This window comes from Polaribacter gangjinensis (assembly GCF_038024125.1).
In the GTDB taxonomy this organism is placed as follows: Bacteria; Bacteroidota; Bacteroidia; order Flavobacteriales; family Flavobacteriaceae; genus Polaribacter; species Polaribacter gangjinensis.
Genome location: NZ_CP150662.1, coordinates 2,765,981 through 2,789,877, shown reverse-complemented (window position 1 = coordinate 2,789,877; position 23,897 = coordinate 2,765,981). Strand labels below are relative to the sequence as shown.

At 31.2% G+C, this 23,897-nt stretch carries 24 protein-coding genes; 5 read left to right on the top strand and 19 right to left on the bottom strand.

Annotated features, from left to right (window positions below; all coding sequences use genetic code 11):
- Positions 1–53: 53 nt before the first annotated feature.
- Complete coding sequence (locus WHA43_RS12240) at positions 54–656, top strand: hypothetical protein (RefSeq protein ID WP_105045018.1); 603 nt, start codon at positions 54–56, stop codon at positions 654–656.
- Between the two features lie 81 nt (positions 657–737).
- Here WHA43_RS12240 and WHA43_RS12235 read toward each other — a convergent pair whose 3' ends face one another.
- Positions 738–2,204: a magnesium chelatase gene (locus tag WHA43_RS12235; RefSeq protein WP_105045017.1), complete on the bottom strand. Its 1,467-nt coding sequence runs from the start codon at positions 2,202–2,204 to the stop codon at positions 738–740.
- Between the two features lie 94 nt (positions 2,205–2,298).
- Positions 2,299–3,420: a vWA domain-containing protein gene (locus WHA43_RS12230; RefSeq protein WP_105047214.1), complete on the bottom strand. Its 1,122-nt coding sequence runs from the start codon at positions 3,418–3,420 to the stop codon at positions 2,299–2,301.
- A gap of 172 nt (positions 3,421–3,592) precedes the next feature.
- Here WHA43_RS12230 and WHA43_RS12225 point away from each other — a divergent pair, with 172 nt between their 5' ends.
- Both WHA43_RS12225 and WHA43_RS12220 read left to right on the top strand, forming a co-directional pair.
- On the top strand, positions 3,593–6,211 hold the full coding sequence (locus tag WHA43_RS12225) for a zinc-dependent metalloprotease (protein ID WP_226742827.1): 2,619 nt from the start codon (positions 3,593–3,595) through the stop codon (positions 6,209–6,211).
- 63 nt (positions 6,212–6,274) lie between these two features.
- Entirely contained in the window at positions 6,275–7,150 is an 876-nt protein-coding gene (locus WHA43_RS12220) for a TIGR01777 family oxidoreductase (RefSeq protein ID WP_105045016.1), read from the top strand.
- Between the two features lie 9 nt (positions 7,151–7,159).
- On the opposite strand, the gene WHA43_RS12215 is transcribed toward WHA43_RS12220, so the two are convergent.
- From WHA43_RS12215 to rsfS, 7 genes are read right to left on the bottom strand one after another with little or no spacing between them, the layout of a single operon-like run.
- Positions 7,160–7,783: a YceI family protein gene (locus WHA43_RS12215; RefSeq protein ID WP_105045015.1), complete on the bottom strand. Its 624-nt coding sequence runs from the start codon at positions 7,781–7,783 to the stop codon at positions 7,160–7,162.
- Positions 7,780–8,070, bottom strand: coding sequence for an acyl-CoA-binding protein (locus WHA43_RS12210; protein ID WP_105045014.1), 291 nt, complete (start codon positions 8,068–8,070; stop codon positions 7,780–7,782). The genes WHA43_RS12215 and WHA43_RS12210 overlap by 4 nt, the downstream gene beginning before the upstream one ends.
- Entirely contained in the window at positions 8,057–8,713 is a 657-nt protein-coding gene (locus WHA43_RS12205) for a phosphatidylserine decarboxylase family protein (RefSeq protein ID WP_105045013.1), read from the bottom strand. Before WHA43_RS12205 ends, WHA43_RS12210 begins: the two co-directional genes overlap by 14 nt.
- A gap of 1 nt (position 8,714) precedes the next feature.
- Positions 8,715–9,509 (bottom strand): phosphatidate cytidylyltransferase, encoded by a 795-nt coding sequence (locus tag WHA43_RS12200; protein ID WP_105045012.1) that lies wholly within the window; start codon positions 9,507–9,509, stop codon positions 8,715–8,717.
- A gap of 1 nt (position 9,510) precedes the next feature.
- Positions 9,511–10,095, bottom strand: a complete 585-nt coding sequence (locus WHA43_RS12195; RefSeq protein ID WP_105045011.1) for a hypothetical protein — start codon at positions 10,093–10,095, stop codon at positions 9,511–9,513.
- 9 nt (positions 10,096–10,104) lie between these two features.
- A complete protein-coding gene (gene ftsH, locus WHA43_RS12190) occupies positions 10,105–12,078 on the bottom strand; it encodes an ATP-dependent zinc metalloprotease FtsH (protein WP_105045010.1) in 1,974 nt (657 codons plus the stop codon).
- Positions 12,079–12,089: 11 nt separating this feature from the next.
- Positions 12,090–12,467, bottom strand: coding sequence for a ribosome silencing factor (gene rsfS / locus WHA43_RS12185; protein ID WP_105045009.1), 378 nt, complete (start codon positions 12,465–12,467; stop codon positions 12,090–12,092).
- Between the two features lie 89 nt (positions 12,468–12,556).
- Between rsfS and WHA43_RS12180 the strand changes: the two genes are divergently transcribed.
- Positions 12,557–13,288 carry a biotin--[acetyl-CoA-carboxylase] ligase gene (locus tag WHA43_RS12180; protein WP_105045008.1) on the top strand — a complete coding sequence of 244 codons (732 nt, stop codon included), beginning with the start codon at positions 12,557–12,559 and terminating at the stop codon, positions 13,286–13,288.
- Here the strand turns inward: WHA43_RS12180 and WHA43_RS12175 are convergent.
- Positions 13,285–13,674, bottom strand: coding sequence for an orotate phosphoribosyltransferase (locus WHA43_RS12175; RefSeq protein ID WP_105045007.1), 390 nt, complete (start codon positions 13,672–13,674; stop codon positions 13,285–13,287). The two genes, WHA43_RS12180 and WHA43_RS12175, sit on opposite strands and share 4 nt — an antisense overlap.
- Before the next feature lie 12 nt (positions 13,675–13,686).
- A complete protein-coding gene (gene pyrE, locus WHA43_RS12170) occupies positions 13,687–14,328 on the bottom strand; it encodes an orotate phosphoribosyltransferase (RefSeq protein WP_105045006.1) in 642 nt (213 codons plus the stop codon).
- Between the two features lie 7 nt (positions 14,329–14,335).
- Here pyrE and WHA43_RS12165 point away from each other — a divergent pair, with 7 nt between their 5' ends.
- A complete protein-coding gene (locus tag WHA43_RS12165) occupies positions 14,336–14,941 on the top strand; it encodes an NUDIX hydrolase (RefSeq protein ID WP_105047212.1) in 606 nt (201 codons plus the stop codon).
- 16 nt (positions 14,942–14,957) lie between these two features.
- On the opposite strand, the gene WHA43_RS12160 is transcribed toward WHA43_RS12165, so the two are convergent.
- The 8 genes from WHA43_RS12160 to WHA43_RS12125 all read right to left on the bottom strand — a co-directional run bounded on the left by WHA43_RS12160 (position 14,958) and on the right by WHA43_RS12125 (position 23,864).
- Positions 14,958–16,160 carry a sensor histidine kinase gene (locus WHA43_RS12160; protein ID WP_105045005.1) on the bottom strand — a complete coding sequence of 401 codons (1,203 nt, stop codon included), beginning with the start codon at positions 16,158–16,160 and terminating at the stop codon, positions 14,958–14,960.
- Positions 16,161–16,272: 112 nt separating this feature from the next.
- Positions 16,273–18,489: a xanthine dehydrogenase family protein molybdopterin-binding subunit gene (locus tag WHA43_RS12155; protein WP_105045004.1), complete on the bottom strand. Its 2,217-nt coding sequence runs from the start codon at positions 18,487–18,489 to the stop codon at positions 16,273–16,275.
- Complete coding sequence (locus WHA43_RS12150; protein ID WP_105045003.1) at positions 18,489–18,950, bottom strand: (2Fe-2S)-binding protein; 462 nt, start codon at positions 18,948–18,950, stop codon at positions 18,489–18,491. The genes WHA43_RS12155 and WHA43_RS12150 overlap by 1 nt, the downstream gene beginning before the upstream one ends.
- A 43-nt stretch (positions 18,951–18,993) precedes the next feature.
- Entirely contained in the window at positions 18,994–20,097 is a 1,104-nt protein-coding gene (locus WHA43_RS12145; protein WP_105045002.1) for a lactonase family protein, read from the bottom strand.
- A gap of 2 nt (positions 20,098–20,099) precedes the next feature.
- Positions 20,100–21,857, bottom strand: coding sequence for a M14 family metallopeptidase (locus tag WHA43_RS12140; protein ID WP_105045001.1), 1,758 nt, complete (start codon positions 21,855–21,857; stop codon positions 20,100–20,102).
- Between the two features lie 19 nt (positions 21,858–21,876).
- Positions 21,877–22,248: a GxxExxY protein gene (locus WHA43_RS12135; protein ID WP_105045000.1), complete on the bottom strand. Its 372-nt coding sequence runs from the start codon at positions 22,246–22,248 to the stop codon at positions 21,877–21,879.
- Between the two features lie 175 nt (positions 22,249–22,423).
- Positions 22,424–22,885: a pantetheine-phosphate adenylyltransferase gene (gene coaD / locus WHA43_RS12130; RefSeq protein ID WP_105044999.1), complete on the bottom strand. Its 462-nt coding sequence runs from the start codon at positions 22,883–22,885 to the stop codon at positions 22,424–22,426.
- 4 nt (positions 22,886–22,889) lie between these two features.
- Positions 22,890–23,864, bottom strand: coding sequence for a D-alanine--D-alanine ligase (locus WHA43_RS12125; protein ID WP_105044998.1), 975 nt, complete (start codon positions 23,862–23,864; stop codon positions 22,890–22,892).
- Positions 23,865–23,897 lie beyond the last annotated feature (33 nt).

Genomic DNA, 23,897 nt, shown 5'->3' with positions numbered 1-23,897 from the left:
TGATTTCATTATCAAAAGTATTACTATTATATTTGTAATGTAAACTTTTAGTAATGAAAAATATACTAACATCAATAATCATTATCATTTCAATTCATTCATTCTCACAAAATGAATTGAAAAATGGTTTTGTTGATATTTTTCAAACTGCTAAAGTGGAAGAGAATCATTTTTTTGTACAAGATGTTATTCAGAAATTAAATCTTCAATTATTTGAAGAGATAAAGATTTCTGAAGATTTAAAAAAGTATCCTATCGCTGAGAAAAAATTTGTATTCAAAGAAAAAACTAGCTCAGATTTTAAAATTACTTTTCAAAAAAATTTAATTGAGGAAAATAAGATTGATTCAAAACAAAGTTTCATCATTGAAATGAACGAAAATTTTATAGACAATGTCATCGTTAAATTATTAATTGAAGAAGATAAAATTCAAGAAATAATTGTAAGTGATATAAAAAACATTGGTGATAGAAATCTTGAAATCTATAGAAATCTTTCAGATTTAGAGAATAAATTACTGATTGTATATAAAATTGATAATTCTAACAGCATTCAAATTGGAAATGATATTTTTCCACATGTATATAAATTACAAAAAACAGATGTTGAAAAAACACTGAATACAAGCTTAAATTTACTAGCAGTAAATTTTTAACTCTTAACTTTTTCATTTAAGTGAATTGTTATTTTTGGTTGATTAATTAGGCATCTAATCTAGGATTAGATGCCTTTATTATTACAACCCATTCATAAAATTACTGTACGGATCTTTAAATTGGGTTCCTTCAGCAAATCTATATTTGCTTAACTTTTTAAATTCTACCAATCCCCATAAAACAAATTCTTTTACAAAATAGCGATCTTCAACAATCATATTTGGTTGATGCTTTATCAAAAAATCATCTAAAGCAGTAATTCTATCCAACTCATTTTGGTATTGAATTTCAGTAAAATCATCTAACAATTCAAAATCTTCATCTGCATTGAAAAACCAAGAAATAATTTCATCATAAGGAGTATCTTCATGTTGCTTTTCTAATTTTTTAATTTCAGGAAAATAGGTTGGAAATAATGATTTTATTGCTTTGTGAATCAAATTTTCGGCAACAACATGCGCTCCTTCTTGCTCACCTTCATACACCAATTCAACTTTTCCTGTGATTGCAGGAATAATTCCATCAAAATCACCCAAACGAACTGTTGTGTAGGAATCACCAGATATCAATGCTCTTCGCTCAGCAGTACTCAATAAATTTTCATATGCAGAAATACTTAAACGTGCACTTACGCCACTTTTCGCATCAATAAATTCGCTTTCTCGCGCTTCAAAAACCACTTGCTCTAGTAAATCTTTTGCCAATTCTGGAACTTTTATATTTTCTTTTTGAGCACTTACTTTTTGAGCTTCTTGTTGTGTGATGATTTTTGCAGTTTCAATATCTTGAGGATAATGGGTTAAAATTTGAGAACCAATTCTGTCTTTTAAAGGCGTAACTATGCTTCCTCTGTTGGTATAATCTTCAGGATTTGCGGTAAAAACAAATTGCATATCCAAAGGCAAACGCAATTTAAATCCACGAATTTGAATATCACCTTCTTGTAGAATATTAAATAGAGCAACTTGAATTCTTGCTTGCAAATCGGGTAATTCATTGATGACAAAAATGCATCTGTTTGCTCTTGGAATCATTCCGAAATGAATCACTCTGTCATCAGCATAACTCAATTTTAAATTGGCTGCTTTTATAGGATCAATATCTCCAATAATATCAGCAACAGTTACATCTGGAGTTGCTAATTTTTCGGCAAAACGTTCGTTTCTATGCAACCAAAAAATAGGAGTTTCATCTCCTTTTTCCTTAATCAATTCTTTGGCAAATCTTGATATAGGACAAAAAGGATCATCATTGATTTCTGAACCTTCTACTACAGGAATATATTCATCCAAAAGATCTACCATCAATCTTGCCAAACGTGTTTTTGCTTGTCCACGCAAACCCAATAAATTGATATTGTGCTTACTCAAAATCGCTCTTTCTAATTCAGGAATTACTGTATTTTCATAACCATGAACACCTTTAAAAATGGTTTCTTTGTTCATGATTTTACTAATAAGATTTTCTCTCAACTCATCTTTTATCGATTTTGATTGATATCCTAATTTCTTTAAATCTCCTAGTGTTTTAATATTTTCTAAATTCATTTTTCTCTTTTAGCTTTTAGCATTTTGCTTTTAGCTATTTTAATTAATGTTTTTTCCTTGTGAAAGCTAAAAGCTAACAACTAATTGCTAATTTTTACCCTCTTATTCTCTTTTTTCGATTGTTTTCGTAATCTTCAAAAATCATTTCTCCTAAACCTTTTAAACCTGTATAAAATGCTTTTCCTTGATTTGCGTTGGTAAAAGCACTCACAAACTGCATCAAATAAGGATCTTGAGCAATCATAAAGGTGGTTATTGGAATGTGCAATTTTCGAGCTTGTTGTGCCATTGCATAACATTTATTAACAATGTATGTATCTAAACCATTGCTATTTTTATAATATTGTCCATCTGGCAAACGCAAACAACTTGGTTTTCCGTCGGTAATCATAAAAATTTGTTTGTTGGTATTTCGTTTTCTACGTAATAAATCCATTGCCAATTGCAAGCCTGCTACTGTATTTGTGTGATAAGGTCCCACTTGTAAATACGGTAATTCTTTGATGTCAATTGTCCAAGCATCATTTCCAAAAACGATGATATCCAACGTATCTTTTGGATAACGTGTGGTGATCAATTCAGCCAAGGCCATTGCTACTTTTTTGGCAGGCGTAATTCTGTCTTCGCCATATAAAATCATAGAATGACTGATATCAATCATCAAAACAGTGCTCATTTGCGATTTGTGAAGGGTTTCTTCTACCACCAAATCATTTTCTGAAAGTGTAAAATCTTGAACTCCATGATTGACTTGCGCGTTTTTTAAACTTTCAGTGATTGAAACTTTGTCTAAATTATCTCCAAATTGATACTCTCTAAAATCACCTGTATGTTCATCTCCCAAACCAGGAGATTTACTTTTGTGATTTCCAGAACCACTTTTTTTGATTTTTCCAAAAATGTGTTTGAGTGCTTGTTGACGAATAGCACGTTCCGTTTTGGGAGTTATTTTAGTTCCTCCAACTCCATTTGGATCAATTTCTTCTTTGATATAACCTTTCTTTTTTAAATCTTCAACAAAATCATCAATTGTATAATGTTCATCTGTCAATTTGTATTCTTTATCCAAAGAACGAAGCCAATCAATCGCTTCGTCAAAATCTCCAGAAGTATAGGTAATTAGCTCTTTGAAAATCTCAAAAAGTTTCTCAAAAGGCGATTGATCCTCAGGCTCAAAAGAAGTAAAAACGAATCCTTTTTTATTGTTTTTTTTCATTGGCATAAAAATACAACATTCTAAAATGAATTGAGGATATGATATTTGACCTTATAAAAATTTTAACAAAAAAACTTTTATTGCATTGAGTTCTTAATTTTATCATAAAATTAACAGTCAAATACGGGCACAAAAACTACCTTAACATCTTATATCATAAATTCAAATTACAATGAAAACAATGTATTCAAACAAACTCTTGTTTTTTTGGCTTTTTGTCTTAACACTATCTGTTGCTGGTGTTCAAGACATAAATGCTCAAAGAAAGAAAAAAAAGGACTCTAAAGAAATTGTTACTCCAAATCCAACACCTCCCGCTAAAAAGGATAAAACTGTGGCTGATTTGACTAAAAGTAGCAAAAAAATTGAGGGTCTTTTCACTATTTTTCAAGACACTGTAACTGGTGGTGTGAAACTTTTGGTGAAAAAAGATCAATTAAACAAAGATTTTATTTATTTCGCTCAAATTGCTGACGGAGTTACTGAAGCTGGTCATTTTAGAGGATCATACCAAGGTTCATCCGTATTTCATATCAAACAATATTTTGATAGAATCGATTTTGTTGCTCCAAATACAGCTTTTTATTTTGACAAAAACAATGCAATTTCAAAATCTGCAGAAGCTAATATCAGTGATGCAGTAATTGCAACCGGAAAAGTTTTAGTTGCTGATGAAAAAAAAGGAGAATATTTAATTGAAGCTGATGGATTATTTTTATCAGAAACATTTACAACGATTAAAAGACCAAGATTTCCTGGAGCGTCTCCATTTGCATTTACTTTAGGAAACTTTGACAAAAGCAGATCAAAAATAGAAGCGATTAAAAATTACCCAGAGAACACCAATATTAAGACTGAATATGTGTATTACAATCCTTCAGTAATGAATGGTGGTTCTGAGGCAGTAACTGATGGCAGAAGTGTTGCAATAAAAGTGTTCCATACGTTTATGAACATGCCTGCTGATGATTATGAACCAAGAATGGATGATCCAAGAGTTGGTTATTTTTTAACGCAAACAAATGACATGACTACCACTGAAACCATCAATTATAGAGATATGATTCACAGATGGAAATTGGTGAAAAAAGACCCAAATGCTGCCATTTCAGAACCTGTAACTCCTATAACTTGGTGGATTGAAAATACAACTCCTGTAGAGTGGAGAGAAACCATTAAAGAGGGTGTTTTGGCTTGGAACGAAGCTTTTGAAAAAGCAGGTTTTAAAAATGCAATGGTTGTAAAAGTACAACCTGATGATGCTGATTGGGATGCAGGAGATGTACGTTATAACGTTTTACGTTGGACATCTTCTCCAAATCCTCCTTTTGGTGGTTATGGACCAAGTTTCGTAAATCCAAGAACTGGAGAAATTTTAGGTGCTGATATCATGTTAGAATTTGTTCATTTTACTAACAGAGTTTTCCAAGACAAGTTATTCAACAATGCTTCAGCAAACATGAAATTAGAAACTCCACAAGAATTGGAGTTCAAAAAGTTCTTAGCTAAAGAAAACTTATTGATGTGTTCTGCTGGTCATATCATGCACGAAAATTTACAACTAGGTACAACTGTTTTACAAGCAACGGGTGCATCTGATTTAGATATGGAAGCTATCAAAAAAGAAGGGATGAAATCGTTAATTATGCACGAAGTTGGACATACTTTAGGATTGAGCCACAATATGAAAGCGAGTCAATTATTTACTCCTGAGCAATTAGCTGATAAAGAATTTATCAAAGGAAAAGCGTTGACTGGATCTGTGATGGATTATGCAGGAATCAATATTACCAATGACAGAAGCAAACAAGGGCAATATTATGACATGAACGTTGGTCCTTATGACATTTGGGCTATTCAATTTGGATATACACCATTTAAAAATGACGCTGAAAAAGAGGCTTTGTTGAATAAATCAACTCAGCCTGAATTGATTTTTGGAAACGACGCAGATGATATGCGATCTCCAGGAAAAGCTATTGATCCAAGAGTTATGATTGGTGATTTGTCTAGTGATGCTATTACTTATTCTATTAACAGAATTGAATTGGTAAATGACATGATGAAAAAAATCAAAACTCAATTTACCAAAAAAGGACAAACTTTTGAAGAATTAAGAAGAGCCTATTATACACTTCACAGTCAATCTTCAATTGCAGGTGGAGTTATTTCTAGATATATTGGAGGGGTGTATGTTGACAGAGCTACTTTTGGCCAAGAAGGTGCTACACAACCTTATACACCCGTTAGTTTAAAAGATCAAAAAAGAGCTATGAATGCATTGAACAAATACATTTTCGCTCCGAATGCTTTTGATACCCCAAATGATGTTTACAATTACATCGCAAGACAAAGAAGAGGTTATAATTTCTCTGGTGGAACTGAAGATCCAAAAATTCACGATCAAGTATTAGGATATCAAACAAGCGTTTTAGCTCATATCATGCATCCAAATACTTTACAAAGAATATCTGACTCAGAATTATACGGAAATCAATACAAATTATCTACATTCATGTCTGATTTAAACAACATGATGTTCAAGCCAGATGTTTCTGGATCTATCAATTCTTTCCGTCAAAACTTACAAGCAGTCTATGTAAAAAGATTAATTGCGATGATTACAGGAAATACAAGTAGTCGTTTTTCAGTAGCTTCTCAATCTATGGCTATTCACAATTTGAATAACATTAAAACTTGGGTAAGTAATGGAACTGGAGATTTGGCAACAATTGCTCACAAAAATCATTTAAAAACATTGATTACCAATGCTTTAAAAGAAATAAAATAATTTAATAATTATTTATTATTCAAACCGCAATCTTTTCGATTGCGGTTTTTTTATCTTTACAATATGGCAAAAATTTTAATTACTGGTGGTACAGGTTTGATAGGAAACAAACTTACCCAATTATTGATAGAGAGAAATCATGAAGTAGCAATTTTAAGCAGAAAACCCTCTGAAAAAAACGAGTTTAAATGGGATATTGCAAAAAACACTATTGATGAGAAAGCCTTTGAAAATATTGATTTTATCATTCATTTGGCTGGTGCTGGAATTGCTGACGAACGTTGGTCAAATAAACGAAAAAAAGAATTGATTGATAGTAGAGTGCATTCTGCAAATCTTCTTTTTAACTATGTAAAAAAACGTAAAATTCCTTTGAAAGGTTTTATTTCTGCATCAGGAATTGGCTATTATGGTGCTGTAACTTCGGAAGTCGTTTTTGAAGAAACTGCTATAGCTGGCAATGATTTTTTAGCAGAAATCTGTATAAAATGGGAAGCAGCTGCAATGCAATTTGCAAAAGAGCAAATTCCTGTAACTATTTTAAGAACTGGTGTTGTTTTATCTTCAAATGGTGGTGCTTTAGAAAAAATGAAAACTCCTATAATTACTCCTTTAGGTTCAGGAAAACAAAATTTACCTTGGATTCATATTGACGATTTGTGCGAAATGTATCTGAAAGCTATTGAAAATAATTTAACTGGAATTTACAATGCTGTTGCCCCTGAACATCAAACTAGTTATTCATTTTCAAAAGAGTTGGCAAAAAGTGTCCAAAAACCTTTTGTTGATTTTCCTGTTCCTAGTTTTGTTTTGAAAATAATGTTTGGTGAAATGGCAATAATCTTATTGGAAGGAAGTAGAATTTCTGCAAAAAAAATCGAAAAGACTGGTTTTTCTTTTCGATTTGATACACTTGAAAAAGCGTTAAAAAGTTTATAAATTCTTATTTTAATTGAAAGTTGAAGTAATATTCAGTGCAACTTCACTCCAAGTTACAGAAACTCCATCAGAACCTTTGTGTAAATCTTCGCAAACTTTATTCAAAGATGCTAATGCAGCAGATGCATTCCAATTATTAATATCAATGGATGCTTGCATATTGAAGGTTTTATCAACGATGGTATACGTAAAAGGTACGTCTTGTGTTTCTCCATTCATTGTAATTTTTGCAATTCCATTGCTATCGTCGGAAATTATTAGTTTTCCTGAAAGTAACTCAGTATTATTCATTACTCCAAAAAAGAATTTTTTAATTTTATAATCTCTGCTTGAATCTTTAGTTAGCAAACTACTAACCGGAATTGAAAACTGTGTATTATGAACTGCCTCTTTTACACTATTTCCAGTTCCACCTGAAACAATATCAACCTTAGAAAATTGACCTCCAACTGGTATTTTTTCGGTTGTTTTATAAGCGGTAAAATTTATTTCATTTTTTGCGTATTTTATTGCAAATGGTGCAGCAATTTTTTCAGAATCATCTGAAGAATCTTTCTTTGACTCTGATTTACAAGAAATTGCAGTTGAAATAATTAAAATTCCTAAAAAAATAGTAGCGATGATTTTTTTCATTTCGTTTGATTTTTATCTGTTAATATGGTGTTTGCCAATGCAATATATTCTCTTTTTGCATCCTCTGAAGACATTCCGTTCAATTGCATCCAAGCGTTAAATTTAAAACCACTAATTAAATTTGATCCACTGTTGAACGTAAAATTATTACCATAGTTGGCTTGTTTGTAGTAGGCATAAAAACGCAACATCACATCAGGAGCGACTCCTTTTTTTAATTTAGATATTTTATCAAAAGCCTCTTGATATAAAGTATCTAAATCTTTTTCAGTATTATTTTTCGGCAATGACTTGGACACCTCCTTTTACTTTATCTCCTAATTTTACATGTATCTTTGTACCAATTGGCAAAAATAAATCAACTCTTGAACCGAATTTAATAAACCCAGCATCAGTTCCTTGAGTTACCATTTCTCCTTCTTTAGCGTAGTTAACAATTCTTTTCGCTAATGCACCAGCAATTTGTCTGTATAAAATGTTTCCAAAAGTTTCATTTTGTATTACAACAGTTGTGCGTTCATTTTCAGTAGATGCTTTTGGATGCCAAGCTACCAAATATTTTCCAGGATGATATTTGCTATATGCAATTGTTCCACTCATAGCATATCTTGTTACATGAACATTGATTGGTGACATAAAAATAGAAACTTGAATTCTTTTATCTTTAAAAAATTCAGGTTCTTCAACTTCTTCAATCACTACTACTTTTCCGTCAACAGGAGCAATAATATGTGCATCATTTAAAGTAGTTTTTCTATTCGGATTTCTAAAAAACTGCAAAATTAAAACTACAAAGCCAAGTGTTAAAACTTGCGTAATTTTGATTGCCAAAGTAGTATGAAAAATTTTTTCTGCTCCTAAAATAATTGCAATTGCAATAATAAATGTAATTGAAATTATTTTGTAACCTTCTTTATGAAATCGAATCATTTTATATTATAAAATTTATATACAAATATACGAATGGTGAAGCAAACAGCAAACTATCAAGTCTGTCTAAAATCCCTCCATGTCCTGGCATTAAATTACCACTGTCTTTTAAATTGGCTTGTCTTTTAAATTTTGAAACAACCAAATCTCCAATAGTTCCTAAATTTGATACAATTAGCGCTATCATCATCCAATGAAATAATGAAAAATGTGGATAAACCTTACTAATTACTAAAGCTGCTAACAAAGAAAAAACCATACCTCCAATAAATCCTTCTACTGTTTTATTAGGAGAAACTGAGGGGAATAATTTTCTTTTTCCAAAATTTTTACCAACCAAAAATGCAAATGAATCATTGATCCAAATGATTGATAAGATACTAATCATTAAATACGGATGAAATATTCCGTCTGAAAATGGCAATAAAACTAAAAAACAAAAGGAAAAAATAATATATCGAATTGTAATTCCTAATTTGATTCGTTCAGTGTTATAAATGATAGGTTTTTTTGTAAAAAGTTGATACGAAAAAAACAAAGAAGATGCTAATGTGATGAAAAGTATTCCTGTAGTTGCGAAGCTTTTTTGCCTGATAAACATTAAAAAAATAGTTACTCCAAAAAAGATATATGGGGCTATTGATTTGAGTTGAATCATTTTTCCAAATTCCCATAAACACAACAATCCAAAACAGATAATTAAAACCAAGTATGATTCTTGAGAAAACAAAATTGAAAAAAGGAATAACAACACGTAAACAATTCCCGAAAAACTCCTTCTAAAAAGGTTACTCATATCACAAATCTTCTAAAAGCAGCAAATATAAGTTTTTTGAATTATTGTTGCCGTAATTTAAAAAATTATCGTCAGATTTATTGACTTCATAATTTTTTATAGCAGAAATATTGGTAGGTAATATGTGTTTATGATTCATTTTTATCCCTGTCAAACCTTGTCCTGAATTTTTTACAATTTGACTTGTAGTTGCATAGATGATAAAGTTTTTTGGATAATCAGAAAGCCTTGTACTACCTATTTGGTCTGATGAAAATAAAATATCACCATTGTCTGCAATTAAATGTTCGCAAGTAGAAAAAACGGGGGTTTCTTGAGTATATTTTGAAGCTATTGTAACTTCATTTTTATCAAAAAATGTTGCTAAATTTTTATTGAGTAGAAATAATTCATTCCAATTATTTTCAGAAAGTACTTTTTTTAAATTTTCAATAACCTCTGAATTTTTAACACAATACAAAAACTTTCCACCTTTTTTTAAAAAATTATGGACAAACAAATCGTCCATAGACAAATTTACAGGTTGTTTTTCAACAACAGGCTCTTCTTGACTTGAAAGGTTAAAAAGTTTCTTTAAAAAATTCATTATAAAAAATTATTCTTCTGTGATTTCTTCAACACTTGGAATCTCTACAACCTTTTTTTCTACAATTGACTCTTCAAATTCGAAAGGCCTTTCACCAAAGATTTTTAGTAAATCATCCTTAAAAATAACTTCTTTTTCTAATAACAATTCTGCTAAGGTCGTTAATTTTTCTTTATTATCCGTTAAAATTTTTAAAGCTCTTTGATATTGAGTTTCAATCATCTTAGAAATTTCAGTATCAATTTTTTTCCCAGTTTCTTCGCTGTAAGGTTTTACAAATGCATCATTACCAGAAGAATCATAGTAGGTGATGTTTCCTATTTCATCATTCAATCCGTATACTGTTACCATCGCTCTGGCTTGTTTGGTAACTTTTTCTAAGTCACTCAATGCACCTGTTGAAATCTTATCAAAAATGATTTTTTCTGCAGCTCTTCCTCCTAAGGTTGCACACATTTCATCTAACATTTGTTCAGTTTGAACAATCATTCTTTCTGCTGGCAAATACCAAGCTGCTCCTAAAGATTGGCCTCTTGGAACAATAGTTACTTTTACCAAAGGCGCTGCATGCTCTAACATCCAACTAATTGTTGCGTGACCAGCTTCATGAAAAGCAATAACTTTCTTTTCTCTAGGCGTAATCATTTTATTTTTCTTTTCTAAACCACCTACAATTCTATCAACTGCATCTAAAAAATCTTGTTGATGAATGGCTTTTTTTCCTGTTCTTGCAGCAATTAGAGCAGCTTCATTACACATATTTGCAATATCAGCACCTGAAAAACCTGGAGTTTGTTGCGCTAGAAAATCGATATTTACATCATTCGCTAATTTTAACGTTTTGATATGTACATTAAAAATTTCATTTCTCTCACGAATATCTGGTAAATCAACATAAATTTGACGATCAAAACGACCTGCACGCATTAAGGCTTTGTCTAAAACATCAGCTCTGTTTGTTGCAGCCAATACAATTACGTTTGTATCTGTTCCAAAACCATCCATCTCAGTCAACAACTGGTTCAAGGTATTTTCGCGTTCATCATTTCCACCAGTCATGCTGTTTTTTCCACGAGCTCTACCAATCGCATCAATCTCATCAATAAAAATGATTGAAGGTGATTTTTGTGCTGCTTGTTTAAACAAATCACGAACTCTTGAGGCTCCTACTCCAACAAACATTTCCACAAAATCAGAACCTGATAAAGAGAAAAATGGTACGCCAGCTTCACCAGCAACTGCTTTTGCAAGTAATGTTTTTCCTGTTCCTGGAGGTCCAACTAGCAATGCTCCTTTCGGAATTTTCCCTCCCAAAGATGTATATTTTTCTGGACTTTTTAAGAAATCTACAATTTCTTGCACTTCTTCTTTTGCGCCTTCTAGACCAGCTACGTTTTCGAATGTTGTTTTTACTTTAGTGTCTTTATCAAATAGTTTTGCTTTGGATTTTCCAATGCTAAAAATTTGTCCACCACCTCCTGCACCACCACCTGCGCCTGACATTCTTCTCATAAAAAACAACCAAACAGCGATTAAAATGATGAATGGTAAAAACCCAATTATCATATCTAAAATGCTTGTTTTTTCTTTATTTCTGATATCAATTATCAGATTGCTGTTTTCTTCTTTTGCTTTAGAAATGCTATCTTCAAAGTTTTTTAAATCCCCAAAATTATATTCATAAACAGGTGATCCTGGTCTGTAAAAGGGAGAAGATGTGGCTTTTTGATGAACTTCTTTCTTTAAAGCTTCTTGAGTTAAATAAATTTGAGCAATATCTTTATTGATGATAAAAACCTCTTTGATATCATTGTCTTTTAAGAAAACTTCAAACTTGTTTTTTGAAATGGTATGTGAAGCCAAATCACCACTATTAAAAAACTGAATAGCAATAATTGCAATAATTACTGCACCATATAACCAATAAGAACTAAATTTAAATTTAGGCGTATTATTTTTATTTTCTTTATTTGAATCGCTCATTTATATCAAAATCAATTAAATTTTACCGGATTTATTTGGGTAATTTTTGCATCACCCCACAAACTTTCAATATCATAAAAGTCTCTCACATGCTTTTGAAAAATGTGAACTACCACATTTACATAATCCATCAAAACCCATTCTGCATTTGTTTCACCTTCAACATGCCAAGGTTTATCTTTTATTTCTTTACTTACAACTTTTTGAACTGAACCAGAAATTGCATTTACTTGTGTATTGGAGTTTCCAGAACAAATGATAAAATAATCACATACGGTATTTTCAATTTCTCTAAGATCTAATAATTGAATATTTTCTCCTTTTACATCATCAATTCCTTTGATAATTACTGCGATTAATTCGTCAGCGCTTACTTGTTTTTTTGTCATTAATTTTTTACTAAAATTTTGCGCAAAGTTATTATTTTTTTGCGACAAATTTGCTTAATATTGAACTACTTTACACTTAATTTAACAGATTGAAATTAATCAAACTTAATGCCATTAACTCTACAAATACTTTTCTAAAAGATTTGTCTAAAAACACCATCCTAGAGAACTTTACAATTGTGGTTACCGAAAATCAAACAAATGGCAGAGGACAACAAGAGAGTTCATGGGTTTCTGAACCCAATAAAAACCTCACTTTTAGTGTTTATTTATGTGATTTAAATCTGGATATTAGCAATAAAAAATATTTGAATTACGCAGTAAGTTTATCGATTTTTTCTGTCCTAAAAAATAAAAATATTCCAAATTTGGCTATCAAATGGCCAAATGACATTGTGTCAGGAAATAAGAAATTATGTGGCATTTTGATTGAAAATTCCATTCAAAAAAATAGTATTCAAAATTCAATCATTGGAATTGGACTCAATGTAAATCAAGAAAGATTTTCAGAAACTTTAAAAAATGTTACTTCTTTGAAAAACCTTTTGCACAAAGATGTTGAGTTAGATAATTTACTCAAAGATATTTGTTTTGAATTACAGAATCAGTTACTGATTTTATCTGAGAAAAAGTACCAAATGTTAGAAGATAACTATCTAAAAGTACTCTATCAAATTCACAAAGCAATGATGTTTAAAAACACCGAAAACGAATTATTTTTAGGAATCATAAGAGGAATTTCCGAAACAGGCAATATCATTATCGAACTTGAAAATGAAACTAAAAGAGAATTTGGTATTAAGGAAATTTCCTTTGCTTAAAGTTTTTCCATATTTTCTGTCAAGGTTTCAATAAAAGTAGTCAATGGTTTTTTTACCATCATTGCCATCATCATATTGAATTCGCCATTAAAATCTAATTGAGCTTCACAAGAATTGGCATCAATTGCAGTGATATCAGCAACTAAATGAAAATCTAGTTTACTACTTGCAGCGCCTAAAGTAATGTTCGAATAAGGAGTTTTTTCTTTTAAAATCAATCGAATTTCAGGCATACCTTTCAATCCGAATAAAAAAGAATCGCCATCAACTTCAAATTTCTGAATAGAATCTGGCATTAATTTTTCAAAATTCTTCAAATCTGATAAAAATTCATACAACGCTTGTTGCGATTTTTGAACTACTACTTTTTTGCCATTAATATTCATAATTTATATATTTTATTGTTTCCAATCACTAGGATTTGAACTCCATTCTTTTAATGTAACTAACTCATTTTCATTAATATAATTACTATCCAAAGCTTGCTCTAACAAATATTGATAATTACTTAATGTGACCAGATTTACGTTTTTATCGTTGAAATTTTTTGTTGCAACATCAAATCCATATGTAAAAATAGCTACCATTCCTTTGATAACTGCACCTGCATCTTTCAATGCATCAACAGCTTGCAAACTACTATTTCCTGTACTGATCAAATCTTCAATAACAACTACATTTTGTCCTTTTTCTAAATGACCTTCCACTTGGTTTTGTCTACCATGTTTTTTAGGCTCAGGTCTCACATACACAAACGGAACGCCCAATTGCTGAGCAACCAAAACCCCCATAGCAATAGCGCCTGTGGCAACACCTGCAATAATATCTGGTTTTCCATACTGTAATTCGACAATTTTAGCGATTTCTTCCTTAATAAAAACTCGTACAGGGGGGTAAGAAAGTGTCAATCTATTGTCACAATAAATAGGAGATTTCCAGCCAGAAGCCCAAGTAAAAGGTTTGTTTGGACTCAATTTTATTGCTTTAATTTGCAATAAAAGTTCGGCAGTTTTTTTTGCTGTATCTTTGTTCATAATCATATCACAAATGTATAAAGTTTTTATAAATGATAAGCCAATAATTATCACATCTTCTTCAAAAAAAGAAAATAATTTTCCTGTATATGTATTTAAAAATACTGTGATTGATGAAGTAATTCACAAGCTAAAAAACGATGATTTTAAAGGTATTAATTTATATACTACTGATTTAGAAGATGATTGGAAATTATTTTTAACCCATTTTGATGTAGTTAAAGCAGCTGGAGGTTTGGTAATCAATCCAAACAAAGAAGTGCTTTTTATTTACCGAAACAATGTATGGGATTTACCAAAAGGACATATCGAAAAAAATGAGAGTACGGAAAATGCAGCAATTAGAGAAGTTGAAGAAGAATGTGGAATTGAACAATTATCTATCATTCAAAAATTAATAACAACGTATCACATTTATTTTCTTGATGGCATCAAATTGAAAGAAACTCATTGGTTTTTGATGCATTCTGATGATTCCAAAAAACTTATTCCTCAATTAGAAGAGGGAATTACAGAGGTTGCTTTTAAGAACAGTAATGAAATTGAAATGGTTTTTAAAAACACCTATTCCAACATAAAAATGGTTTATGAAAACTATTTACAAAGATTCAACGAGTAATTTTTAAAACTGAAAACTATTTTTCAAGTGTAAAAATGAATTTTGCTCCTTTACCCACGGCTGATTGAAGTTGAATAGTGCCTCCACTATTTTCAACCATTTTTTTAACAGTTGCTAAACCAATTCCATTACCGGGTTTTCCATATCTATCTTTACCTGCAATTACTTTAAAAATTTGAAAAACCTTCTCTTGAAATTCTGCAGGAATTCCTGGTCCATTATCTTGAACAAAAATTTCATAAAACCTATCTGTAGCAGAAATTCCTACTTCAATTTCAATAAAATTTTTATCGTTATATTTTATGGCATTTGTTATTAGGTTTATTAAAATTTGGCTCAGAGCGGCTTTATTGGTATAAATTGTTTTAAGAGTAGAGGTAAATGTGATTTTTAGATCATTTTCATAACGAAAAAGACTCTTGAAATCAGATTGTAAATTCTCAATATCAATATCAGATTTTTCTTGTTGCAATACATTTTCACTTTTGCTATACTCCAACAATCCATCAATCAACGTTCTTAATTTCTCAGAAGAATTTTCAATATGACCTAAAATTTCCAACCCTTGCACATCAATAATTGATTGGTATTTGTGTGAAAACAATTGTGTTAATCCAGAAATACTGAGTAATGGAGATTTTAAATCGTGAGCAGCAACATAGGCAAATCGCTCCAATTCTTCGTTTCTAATTTCTAATTTTTTTAAGATATTTTCGAGTTCAATATTATTTTTTCTAAGATTCAGAGTGTTCATTACCTGCGTTGCCAATGCATTTAATGATTTTAATTGACGTTCCGTTAATTTTTTAGGTTTTTCATCTAACACACACAATGTTCCTAAAGGAAGTCCGTGATCACTAACCAAAGGGACTCCTGCATAAAAAGATATTTTGGGAGGACCTGTTACTAGAGGATTGTCAAAAAAACGTTCATCAAGTTTAGCATCCTCAACAATAAAAGTATTTTTTTCATCATTGATTGCATGTGCACAAAAAGATACATCTCTCGAAGTTTCATCAACCGTAAGTCCAATTTTTGATTTAAACCACTGACGATCTCTATCAATCAGAGAAATTAAAGAAATATCCGTGTTGCAAATTTCTGCGGCAATAGCAACAATACTGTCATAATCATCTTCAGGAAGGGTATCAAGAATATTATAAGATTCAAGTTCTTTAATTCTTTCTTTTTCATTGATATGAAGTGCTGGTTTTATCATAGTTTACAATTTTTGTAACATTTGAAATGGGGGTTTTTTCTATTATGATAATAACCACGAATCTATGATTATTTGTATCAAGAAACAAGTTTAAGAGTGTTAAAAAATATTTTTAACTAAGTCCAAAATCCATTATTGGCAAAGTTCTAATTCTTTTTCCTGTAGCATTAAAAATTGCATTGCAAATTGCAGGAGCCATTACAGGTACGCCAGGTTCTCCAACTCCAGTGGCAGGTTCATTCATGGCTTCAATAATTTCAACTGATATTTTAGGTGCATCTTTCATTCGGGTCATTTGATAATCAAAAAAGTTATACTGCTCTACAGCACCTTCTTTTGCAGTGATTTTACCAAATAATGCCAATGAAATTCCGAAAATTGCGGCACCTTCTAACTGGTTGATTACGTTGTCTTTATTCAAAACCAAACCACAATCTATGGTTGTCCAAACTTGTTCTACTTTTAAATTTCCATTGATTACTGAAACTTCAACTGCTGTAGCAACATAGCTGTAAAAACTATAATGAACTGCAACTCCAATTCCATGATTTTCAGGACGTTTTCTTTTAAAGTCTGATATTTTCGCAGTATTTTCCAACACCTTCTTCATGCGTTTTGAATCGTAAGGAAAATCTGATTTTCCTTGAATCATTCGATCTTTTCCAATCAATTCCAATTGAAAATCAACAGGATTTTTTTGGGCTGCAAAAGCCAATTCATCCACAAAAGAATTGTTGGCAAATCCGCTATGAATATGCACCACTGAACGCATCCAACCTATTCGCAAATGTGCTTCCGCTTTTACATTTTCCAATCTAAAATTTTCGATATCATAAGGATTATTGGTAAATCCTTGATTCAATTCAAATCCAGAAGCATAATCAGATAATGGTTTGAATGAGGAGACAATTGATGGCAAAGCAACTCGTTGCAACCACCCAGAAACTTGACCTTTTTTATTGATGCTTCCTTTGAGATATTGCATACTTGTTGCATGATAAAAACTGTGTTTTACATCATCTTCGCGTGTCCAAATAACTTGAACGGGTGCATTTATTTTTTTGGATAAGGCAACGGCTTCCACTACAAAATCTGATTTGGATTTTCGTCCAAAACCACCTCCTAAAAAAGTAACATTTACAGTAATATTTTCTAAAGGGATTTCAAAAAAATGGGCAATTTCTGCTCTAGCTGTTTGTGGATCTTGTACTGGAGCCCAAACTTCTACTTTATTTCCTTGAAACCAAGCTGTTGCATTCGGAACTTCCATTGGAGTGTGCACTAAAAAAGGAACCTGGTATGTTGCTTCAATCGTTTTATCAGCTTCAGAGAATGCTTTTGATACATTTCCTTTACTTCCTGGAACTAATTTATCAGTTTCATGTACTCTTTGAGTCAAGATTTCAGAAAATTTCTGAGAATCAAAAGAGTGATTTTCACCATAATTCCATTCAATTTCCAAACTCAATTTACCTTGAAAAGCAGCCCAAGTATTATTGGCAATTACAGCAACGCCTCCTAAAGCGCCAAAAAATTGACCAATTGGAGGTACAATTCTATCTAATTGAATGACTTTTTCAACTCCTGAAATTTTTTCAGCATCTGAACAATTAAAACTTTTTACAGTTCCAAAAGTTACGGGACATCTTGCAATTGCTGCAAATTTCATATTCGGAATGCGAATATCCATTCCATATTTAGCAGTTCCATGTGTAAAGTCTTTTAAATCAACACTTTTTAAGGTTTTTCCAATGTATTTAAAATCTTCAACTTTTTTCAATTTAAGAGAATTTTCAGCAGGAATTGGCATTTTTGTTGCGATCTCAATCAAATCTCCAAAGAATATTTTTTCACTTGTTTTTTGATTAATGATAAAATGATTTTCGGCTTTACAATCTTTGTCAGAAATATTCCATTTTTGAGCAGCAGCAGCAATCAACATCATTTTTGCAGTGGCTCCCATTTTGCGCATTGGCTCTAAAATAGTTCGTACACTTCTAGAACCATCTGTATTTTGATTGCCATATTTTTCATGCCCAATTGCTTGTTTTACAGTGATATACTTCCAATCAGCTTCCATTTCATCGGCAATTGCTGATGCCAAAGAAGTTCTGATTCCTTGTCCCATTTCAGAACGAGAAGCCATCAAGGTGATGTTTCCATTTTTTTGAATTTGGATGAATACATTGGGACTAAATGAATTTTCATCCGAAGTCGGAATAAACTCTTTTTTGTCTGATGAAATGTTACATCCCAAAATAATTCCTGTAGAAGTCAATCCAAAAAGTTTGACAAAATCTCTGCGATTAATTTTTTGAATAGTACCCATTATCCTTGATTTTTTAGTGCTACAACTTTATGAATTGCCTTTCTAATTCTTGAATAGGTGCCACATCTGCAAATATTTCCACTCATAGCATTGTCAATATCTTCATCAGTTGGATTTGCATTGTTTTCTAACAAAAAAGTTGCAGCTATCAATTGCCCTGATTGACAATAACCGCATTGTGGTACATTGCCTTCTTGCCATGCTTCACGTAAAATTTCTAAATTAACTGTAGTTCCTTCAATAGTGGTAATTTCTTTTCCAATTCCGAATGAAAGTGGCATGCTGCAAGATTTTATCAAAATTCCATCAACCAAAATTGAACAAGCACTACATTGCCCAACTCCACATCCAAATTTAGTTCCTGTCAAACCAATGATATCTCTAATTACCCATAAAAGTGGCATCTCTTCTGGAGCTTCCACTGGATAATTTTTTCCGTTTATTGATAAATTTGTTTTCATTTTATGATTTTTAACTCGAAATTTTGAAGTTTAAACTTTGAACTTAAAACAACACACAAACCGGATTTGGCGCTGAAATTTCACTAACAAATGTCAATTTTCCTGTTTTGGAATCTCGTTGAAAACTGACAATATTATTGGTATCTTGATTAGCAACTATTAAAAATTTATTATCTGGAGTTAGACTAAAATTTCTGGGCGTTTCTCCTTTTACAGATTCAAAACCAACCAAAGCAAGTGTTCCATTTGAATGATTGATTTTAAAAATGGTAATTGAATTGTGACCGCGATTGGAAGCATATAAAAAATTCCCATCATTAGAAACATGAATATCTGCACCTTTGGTATAGGTTGCATAATCTTTAGGAATCATAGAAACTGTAGCAGAAATTTTGTAAGAATTTCGCATTTTTTCAACCAAAGAAATGGTATTATTGAGTTCATTCAACACATAAATCCATTTTTTATTGGGATGAAAAGTCAAATGTCTTGGTCCTGCAGCTGTTTCCATTTGTAGCGTTTTTTGCCCTGAAAAAACAAACTTTTTTTCAACAGCATCAATCGTTGAAATCCACAATTGATTGGTACCTAAATCTACTGAAATGATATCGTCATTCGCTGGATGAAACCACACTGAATGTGCATGAGGAGCTTCTTGTCTTGAGGTTGTTCCTTTACCAAAATGTTGTTGAACGTCTAATAAATTGGATAATTTTCCATCAGAAGTTAGTTCTAAAAAGCCAACATTTCCTCCAGAATAATTGGCAACCAACACTTGATTTTTAGCATTGATAGCCACAAAACAAGGATGATTTCCACCACTTTCTGATTGACTTTTAAAAATCAAAGAATCTTTTTCAATAGCAAAAGAGGAAACAAAACCGGTTTCATTTTGCGCAACTTCATTAACCGCGAGTAAAGTTTTTCCGTCTTTGGATTTTGCTAAAAAAGACGGATTGCTAATTTCTGCTTTCAAACCTTTGCTTTTTAAAATTCCGCTTTCATCAATTTCATATTGATAAATGCCTTTGCTTTCGCCATTTGTATAAGTTCCTACGAAAAAAGTTGTTTTTTTTGGTGCTTTCATTTTAGTGGTGTTTGCACTAAATACAACTGTCAGAAATGCAAATAATAATACTTTTTTCATAGTCAGAATATTTTAAAAATAGGTAAACGCAAATGCGCTTTTTCATAATGCGGTGAGTTTTTGAAAACAAAATCCAATTGTGCTCTTGGATTTTTTGCAAAATCTGCCTCTGATTTTAGTTTTTCATCCAACAGCTTTTGTAAAGCCGGATTTTCCATCAAAATTTTATGAGCAATATCCTCAAAAACATAGGCAGAATAGCCTTCTTTTTGTTGCAAAATCGTATCAAAAAAGTTCCAATTGAAAAACGAATCTGTAGCTTCTGCTTCTAGGGTTTCTAGTAAATAACGAATTCCTTGTTGATTTGTAGGAATGAAAATATCTCCTTTTTTGAAAGTGAAATTTTCAGTTTTTTTAGAAACTGAAGTGTTGTAATGCAAATAATGCCCTTCATAAGGTGAATTTTGTGTCTTAAAATCAGCGATATGATTTACAGTAACTACAATGGTCGTGTCTTTTTCAAAACGAGTGAATTCAATTTGATTATTTTTCAATCGCTCTAAAACGTCATGCCAACCTTGTTGCAAAATATACGCTTTCGGAATTTCGATTTCTTTGGTCGTTTTAAAGGAATCAAAATACTTGATTTCTTTTACAAAAGGTTTGTTTTGATCATAAAATAAACGTTTCCCAGTAGTCACTTTACTGTCTATCATTTCACCTTCAAATCCTTTAAAATTTAAAATTCTGAATTGTGCTTCATCAACTTTATACTGAATTGGATAGGTTTTTTTTGCTAAAATTTCTTGAGTTGCTTTTGTTCGTAATTCTTTGATTTTTTTAGAATTACGTTCCGTAAAATCAAAAGCAGCAAAAAGCAATTCATAGGTTTGTTCTACTCTAGTTTTATAGGGTTTTAACATGTGTGTTTCCACCATCAAACCCAACGTATGAAACAGCGTTGTATACCCTGTAGAATATCTTGGAGAATCAAAAAATTGCGAAAATCCAGCTTCAGGAGTTGTTCCCCAAACGTTTACATAAGGTGTAATATCAATGCCTTTTTTCAACAACGAATTTTCGATTTCAGGACGCATTGTTTTTTCTAAAAAAGTTCCTAAACTCCCTCCTAATTTGTTATGTTGTGTAAATAAATGTGTGATTGCATATTGATAATCAGCACCATTACTTACATGATTATCAATAAAAACATCCGGATTTACTGCGTGAAAAATCTCCGCAAACGCAGCTGCATTTTTGGTATCTTGTTTTATAAAATCGCGATTCAAATCATAATTTCTGGCATTTCCTCTAAAACCATATGCTAAAGGTCCATTTTGATTGGTTCGTGAGTGGGAATTTCTGTTCAAAGCTCCTCCAATATTATATACAGGAATGATGCAAATGATGGAGTTTTGATATTTTTTTTTCAAAGAATCGCTTTGAACCAAATCTCTCAACAAGAGCATGGAAGCATCAATACCATCAGATTCACCTGGATGAATTCCGTTATTTATTAGGATTTTATTTTTTGACGAATTTTTAATTTCATCAATATTTTTAATTCCTTGTTGATTATATACCACCAAATGCAAAGGTTCTCCAGAATCTGTTTGACCAAAAGTAAACATAGAAATTTGATCAAAAGTAGCTGAAAGCTGCTGGTAATAATTGATAACTTCTTTGTATTCAGGAGTTTCAGTTCCCTTTGATTTTTCAAAAAGTGTGGTAAAATCTGTTGCTGTATTTTTATTTCCAGCACATGAAAGCAATAAAATAAGTATTGAAAAAATTAAAAACTTTTGGATTGTTTTATACATTTATTGAGTTTAAATTTTATTAATTAATTATTCTTTTTAGCCCATTTTTTAAAGTTGTAACTTGAAAATTTAACAATAAACCAAGCTTATAATTACCCAATTTAAGATATTTTAAAACCTGTGCTGTGTGTACATCTGTAAACATTTCAACCAACTTTATTTCGATTACAACTTTGTTTTCCACGAGCAAATCAATACGATATCCGTGATCTAATTTTACTTCTTTATAAATAATTGGCATTGGTTTTTCTTTAATTACTTCCAAACCTTTGTTCTTTAATTCAAAATATAAACATTCTTGATAAGCTGATTCAAGTAAACCAGGACCTAATTGTTTGTGAACTTCAATCGCACAACCTATAATGATATTTGACAACTCATTCTCATTCATACTTAATTATTTTTAGCTATTCCACGAAGTTACACAAAGAAGACTCAAAGTTTCACAAAGAGTTTTTCTTTAAAACCAAAATAACTTTGTGTTTTTTGTGCCTTCTTTGTGTTCTTTGTGTCATAGTTATTTCTAAAGTATTAAAGATCAATGTTGTTTAAAAAATTCAACTTGGTTACTTTTTATTTACAATTACTGATTTTGGAACTAATTTGGTATAATCGCCATTATTTCGAATCACGTCTCTTACAATTGACGAAGAAATATAAGAGGTTCTTGCAGCCGTTAATAAAAATACGGTTTCAATAGATGATAAATGCCTGTTGGTATGTGCAATGGCTTTTTCAAACTCAAAATCTGCAGGATTTCGCAAACCTCTTAAAATGTAATCAACATCATTTTCTTTGCAAAAATCGATAGTCAACCCTGAATACGTCACCACTTTAATTTTAGGATTGTCTTTAAAAGCCTCTTCAATAAACTGCTTGCGTTGTTCCAGTGAAAACATGTATTTTTTATCAGCATTGATTCCAATTGCAATGATGAGTTCATCAAAAAGTTTAGATCCACGTTCAATAATATCAGAGTGACCTAACGTAATTGGATCAAAAGATCCTGGAAAAACAGCTCTATTCATATGTTTAATTTAAAGCCATTTGAATGGCATTATCAAATAATTCTTTCAAGGAAATTCCTGCAGCAGCAGCTTGTTGTGGCAAAATGCTTTCTTCTGTCATTCCAGGAACTGTATTCATTTCTAAGAAAAAAGGCTCGTCATTAACCAAAATATATTCTGAACGCGAAAAACCTTTCATATTCAATACTTTATAGACTTTTTTAGCAACCTCTTCTACTCTTTCTTGAACTTTTGATGAAATTCTGGCAGGTGTAATTTCTTGAGATTTTCCTTCGTATTTTGCTTCGTAATCAAAAAAATCATTTTCGGAAACAATCTCAGTAATTGGTAAAACTTTCAATGCATTTTGATATTGAATTACTCCAACTGAAACTTCTGTTCCGTCTAAAAAAGATTCAATCAAAATTTCAGCATCTTCTTTGTACGCTTTTTCAAGTGCTGCCAACATTGCTGTTTTTTCATACACTTTTGAAATTCCGTAACTTGAACCAGCATTGTTGGGTTTTACAAAACAAGGCAAGCCAACTTTATCAATAATTTCATCAATATTAATGACATCTCCTTTGTTTAAAAAAACTGATTTTGCAGTTTGAATACCATATTGTTTCAAAACACTCAACGTATCTCGTTTGTTAAAAGTCAATGCCATTTGATAAAAAGGTGCTGAAGTGTAACGGATTCCTAACAAATCAAAATAGGCTAATAAAACCCCATTTTCTCCAGGATTTCCATGAATTGCATTGAAAACAACATCGAATTTTATCAATTTTACATCCATCAAAAATGAAAAATCGTTTTTATCAATTGGATATTCGTTGTTTGCATCATCCAAAGCAACCCATTTTTCTTTTAAAATATGTACCCGAAAAGGCATATATTTTTCTCTATCTAAATGTTTGTAAACCACATTTCCACTTTTTAAAGAAATGTTTACTTCGGATGAATAACCACCCATTACAATGGCAATATTTTTTTTCATTTATGTAACGATATATGTAACAAATTTATCAAA

What these genes read in the sequence shown, in the direction of transcription:
- WHA43_RS12240 (WP_105045018.1), top strand. Translation starts at nt 54, where the DNA reads ATGAAAAATATACTAACATCAATAATCATTATCATTTCAATTCATTCA.
- WHA43_RS12235 (WP_105045017.1), bottom strand. Translation starts at nt 2,204, where the DNA reads ATGAATTTAGAAAATATTAAAACACTAGGAGATTTAAAGAAATTAGGA.
- WHA43_RS12230 (WP_105047214.1), bottom strand. Translation starts at nt 3,420, where the DNA reads ATGAAAAAAAACAATAAAAAAGGATTCGTTTTTACTTCTTTTGAGCCT.
- WHA43_RS12225 (WP_226742827.1), top strand. Translation starts at nt 3,593, where the DNA reads ATGAAAACAATGTATTCAAACAAACTCTTGTTTTTTTGGCTTTTTGTC.
- WHA43_RS12220 (WP_105045016.1), top strand. Translation starts at nt 6,275, where the DNA reads ATGGCAAAAATTTTAATTACTGGTGGTACAGGTTTGATAGGAAACAAA.
- WHA43_RS12215 (WP_105045015.1), bottom strand. Translation starts at nt 7,783, where the DNA reads ATGAAAAAAATCATCGCTACTATTTTTTTAGGAATTTTAATTATTTCA.
- WHA43_RS12205 (WP_105045013.1), bottom strand. Translation starts at nt 8,713, where the DNA reads ATGATTCGATTTCATAAAGAAGGTTACAAAATAATTTCAATTACATTT.
- WHA43_RS12200 (WP_105045012.1), bottom strand. Translation starts at nt 9,509, where the DNA reads ATGAGTAACCTTTTTAGAAGGAGTTTTTCGGGAATTGTTTACGTGTTG.
- WHA43_RS12195 (WP_105045011.1), bottom strand. Translation starts at nt 10,095, where the DNA reads ATGAATTTTTTAAAGAAACTTTTTAACCTTTCAAGTCAAGAAGAGCCT.
- ftsH (WP_105045010.1), bottom strand. Translation starts at nt 12,078, where the DNA reads ATGAGCGATTCAAATAAAGAAAATAAAAATAATACGCCTAAATTTAAA.
- rsfS (WP_105045009.1), bottom strand. Translation starts at nt 12,467, where the DNA reads ATGACAAAAAAACAAGTAAGCGCTGACGAATTAATCGCAGTAATTATC.
- WHA43_RS12175 (WP_105045007.1), bottom strand. Translation starts at nt 13,674, where the DNA reads ATGAATATTAATGGCAAAAAAGTAGTAGTTCAAAAATCGCAACAAGCG.
- pyrE (WP_105045006.1), bottom strand. Translation starts at nt 14,328, where the DNA reads ATGATTATGAACAAAGATACAGCAAAAAAAACTGCCGAACTTTTATTG.
- WHA43_RS12165 (WP_105047212.1), top strand. Translation starts at nt 14,336, where the DNA reads ATGTATAAAGTTTTTATAAATGATAAGCCAATAATTATCACATCTTCT.
- WHA43_RS12160 (WP_105045005.1), bottom strand. Translation starts at nt 16,160, where the DNA reads ATGATAAAACCAGCACTTCATATCAATGAAAAAGAAAGAATTAAAGAA.
- WHA43_RS12155 (WP_105045004.1), bottom strand. Translation starts at nt 18,489, where the DNA reads ATGGGTACTATTCAAAAAATTAATCGCAGAGATTTTGTCAAACTTTTT.
- WHA43_RS12150 (WP_105045003.1), bottom strand. Translation starts at nt 18,950, where the DNA reads ATGAAAACAAATTTATCAATAAACGGAAAAAATTATCCAGTGGAAGCT.
- WHA43_RS12145 (WP_105045002.1), bottom strand. Translation starts at nt 20,097, where the DNA reads ATGAAAAAAGTATTATTATTTGCATTTCTGACAGTTGTATTTAGTGCA.
- WHA43_RS12140 (WP_105045001.1), bottom strand. Translation starts at nt 21,857, where the DNA reads ATGTATAAAACAATCCAAAAGTTTTTAATTTTTTCAATACTTATTTTA.
- WHA43_RS12135 (WP_105045000.1), bottom strand. Translation starts at nt 22,248, where the DNA reads ATGAATGAGAATGAGTTGTCAAATATCATTATAGGTTGTGCGATTGAA.
- coaD (WP_105044999.1), bottom strand. Translation starts at nt 22,885, where the DNA reads ATGAATAGAGCTGTTTTTCCAGGATCTTTTGATCCAATTACGTTAGGT.
- WHA43_RS12125 (WP_105044998.1), bottom strand. Translation starts at nt 23,864, where the DNA reads ATGAAAAAAAATATTGCCATTGTAATGGGTGGTTATTCATCCGAAGTA.